The following is a 2845-nucleotide window of genomic DNA, read 5'->3' as shown; positions in this document are numbered from 1 at the left end:
GATTCCTTCGCGGGCAAGACCATCTCCCGCGACCTGCGCGAGGTCGAGGTGGTCGGCAAGCCCATCTACCGCCCGCGCGCCGAGCTCTACGAGCTGAACCTGGAGTGGGACGTCACGCCCGCCCTCACGGTGACCTCGTTGACCAGCTACAACGAGAACGAGACCTACTCCCGGGGCGACTCCACCGGCGGCTATTCGTCGGTCACCTTCCCCAACTCGGCGCTGGCGCCGACGGGCGTGCTGAACGATCCGCAGTTCGGCCTCACCGACCGCCTGCAGAGCGAGTCCGGCGGCCGCAGCCACAGCGAGCAGTGGACCCAGGAGCTGCGGCTGCAGTCCAACTTCGACGGGCCGCTCAACTTCAACGTCGGCGGCATCTTCCTGGACTACGAGATCGAGACCATCACCTATGTGGCGACCAACGCGGCCACGGCGGCGGTGCGGGTGGTCCAGCCGCTGGCCTATGTGGACCCGCTGCGCGAGCCTGACTTCACCGGGCACAACTATTTCATCAGCCTCACCGAGTACCAGCTGAGCTCAAAGGCGGCCTTCGGCGAGGTCTACTGGCAGGCCACCGACGACCTGCGGGTGACGCTCGGCCTGCGCTACACCGACGATGAGAAGTGGACCCGGGGCAGCGGCTCGACCCTGTTCGCCGCCGGCCGCGGCCCGATCTGGACCCCGGCCCAGGAGGTGCAGTTCCAGGAGACCACCGGCCGCCTGAACGTCGACTGGTCGCCGGACCTGGGCTTCACCGACGACACCCTGATCTACGCGTCCTATTCAAAGGGCTACAAAGGCGGCGGCTTCAACCCGCCCGGCGTGGTGGCGCTGGGCCTCAATCCGAGCTTCGACCCGGAGTTCGTCAACGCTATCGAGGTGGGCGCCAAGAACACCCTGCTGGACGGGGCCCTGCTGCTCAACCTGACGGCCTTCACCTACGACTACGAGGGCTACCAGATCGGCCGCAGCGTCAATCGATCGGTCTACAACGAGAACATCGACGCCGCGATCTGGGGCCTTGAGCTGGAGACCGTCTGGCGGCCCATCGAGCCGCTGCGGCTCAACGCCAACATCGGCTACCTGCAGACCGAGATCCAGGAAGGCCTGGTGGTGGACACCCACAACCGGACCCTCGGCGACCCGGCCTACGTCTACGCCAACGCCACCAGCGGAGGCTGCGTGCTGCTCGCCTCCGGCGTGGCGCAGATCCTCTCCACCCCCGCGGGCGTCGCCACCCTGACCAACAGCGCCTGCTCGGGCCCGACGGCGATCACCAACGGCCTGATCGCCCGCGGCGTGCCGGGGGCCCAGGCCGCGGCCCTGTCGGCTGCGGCGCACAACTTCGGCCCCAACGTCTCCCGCTATTCCAGCGGGGCCGGCGAGGGGCTGATCCAGGACCTGTCCGGCAACGAGCTGCCCAACGCCCCCGAATGGACCGTCTCGCTCGGCGCCCAGTACGAGTGGCAGTTTGGGACGGACTGGAGCGCGACGCTGCGCGGCGACTACTATTGGCAGGCCGAAAGCCAGATGCGGTACAACAACGCGTTCTTCGACCGCATCGAGGCCTGGCAGAACGTCAACGCCAGCCTGACGTTCGAGAACGCCGACCTGGGCCTCACCATCCAGGCCTACGTCCGCAACCTGCTCGACGAGGACACCATCGTCGGCTTCGACATCGCCGACGAGAACCTCGGCGCGACCCGCAACATCTTCCTGCTCGATCCGCGGCTCTACGGGGTGGCGGTGACCAAGCGGTTCTGAGTTTCAGGGCCGCCGGCGGATCACTCCCCTTTCGCCGGGCAAGCGGCTCCACCTTGAGGCGGCGCGGGTCTCCCGCGCCGCCTTTTCCTTTAGCGCCGCAGGAACAGGCCCTCGAGGCCGAGGATCACGTCGTCCATCAGCTCCGGACCGCCGGCGCCGCTGAGCGTGAGGGAGGCCGCCCCGTGGGCGGCGGCCCAGACCGCCAGGGCGATCTTGTCCGCGGGGGTGGAGGCGCGCGACAGGACCGGAGAGCCCTCCACGAAGACTTGGATGGTTTGCAGCGCCAGGGCGCGGGCGGCGCTGACCTGCGGGGCGTGGGCGATAGCCGGGTCGAACATCAGGCCGTACAGCGCCGGCCGGTCCTGAGCGAAGCCGAAATAGGCCAGCGCCCAGGCGCGGACCCGACCGCCCTCGGCCGCCTCGCCGCCGGCCCGTTCCACACGGCGGCGCAGCTCCTCGAAGCCGGCCGCGGCGAGCTCGGCCAGCAGCGCGCCCTTGCCGTCGAAGTGGTGATAGAGGGAGCCGGCGGTGATGCCGGCCCGCGCCGCGAGGTCGCGCAGGTTCAGCGCCTGCAGCCCCTCGTGCTCGAGGATGTCCAGCGCCTCGTCGAGGAGGCGCGCACGGACGTTGCCGATCTGGTAGGCGCCTCGTCGCGGCGCGGCCTTGTCAGGGCTTTCCATCCACCCTCGATCCGCGTGCGACATCGGCGGCCTCAGTTCCGCGTCGGAATGACCACCGGCAGCGTCTCATATCCTTTCACGAAAACCGAGTGGGTTCTCATCGGCTCGCCGACCACCTCGACCCGCGGGAAGCGCTTGAGGATCTCCTCCCAGATGATGGTCAGCTGCAGCTCGGCCAGCCGGTTGCCCACGCAGCGGTGGATGCCGAAGCCGAACGACAGGTGGTTCCGCGGCCGAGGCCGGTCGATGATGTAGCTCTCCGGGTCGTCGATCTGGGTCTCGTCGCGGTTGCCCGAGACGTACCACATCACCACCCGGTCGCCCTCGCGGATGGTCTTGCCGCCCATGTCGAAGTCGCGCGTGGCGGTGCGGGCCATGTGCGCCAGCGGCGTCTGCCAGCG

Annotated in this window: 3 protein-coding genes; 1 reads left to right on the top strand and 2 read right to left on the bottom strand. The window is 68.9% G+C overall.

Features of this window, described 5'->3' with window-relative positions; all coding sequences use genetic code 11:
• A partial coding sequence (locus VHK87_RS07125; RefSeq protein WP_329634208.1) for a TonB-dependent receptor occupies nucleotides 1-1764 on the top strand: 1764 nt, incomplete at its 5' end.
• An 89-nt stretch (nucleotides 1765-1853) separates the two neighbouring features.
• Here the strand turns inward: VHK87_RS07125 and VHK87_RS07120 are convergent.
• Nucleotides 1854-2444 (bottom strand): TetR/AcrR family transcriptional regulator, encoded by a 591-nt coding sequence (locus tag VHK87_RS07120; RefSeq protein WP_329634207.1) that lies wholly within the window; start codon nucleotides 2442-2444, stop codon nucleotides 1854-1856.
• 32 nt (nucleotides 2445-2476) lie between these two features.
• A partial coding sequence (locus tag VHK87_RS07115) for a cytochrome P450 (RefSeq protein ID WP_329634206.1) occupies nucleotides 2477-2845 on the bottom strand: 369 nt, incomplete at its 5' end.

The organism is Phenylobacterium sp., from assembly GCF_036263695.1.
Taxonomy (GTDB): domain Bacteria; phylum Pseudomonadota; class Alphaproteobacteria; order Caulobacterales; family Caulobacteraceae; genus Phenylobacterium.
Note: the sequence above shows the minus strand (reverse complement) of the source record. Positions and strands in the feature narration are given on the sequence as shown.

Bases quoted from the DNA above. Each gene is read 5' to 3' on its own strand.
- VHK87_RS07120 (WP_329634207.1), bottom strand. From the start codon at position 2,444: ATGGAAAGCCCTGACAAGGCCGCGCCGCGACGAGGCGCCTACCAGATC.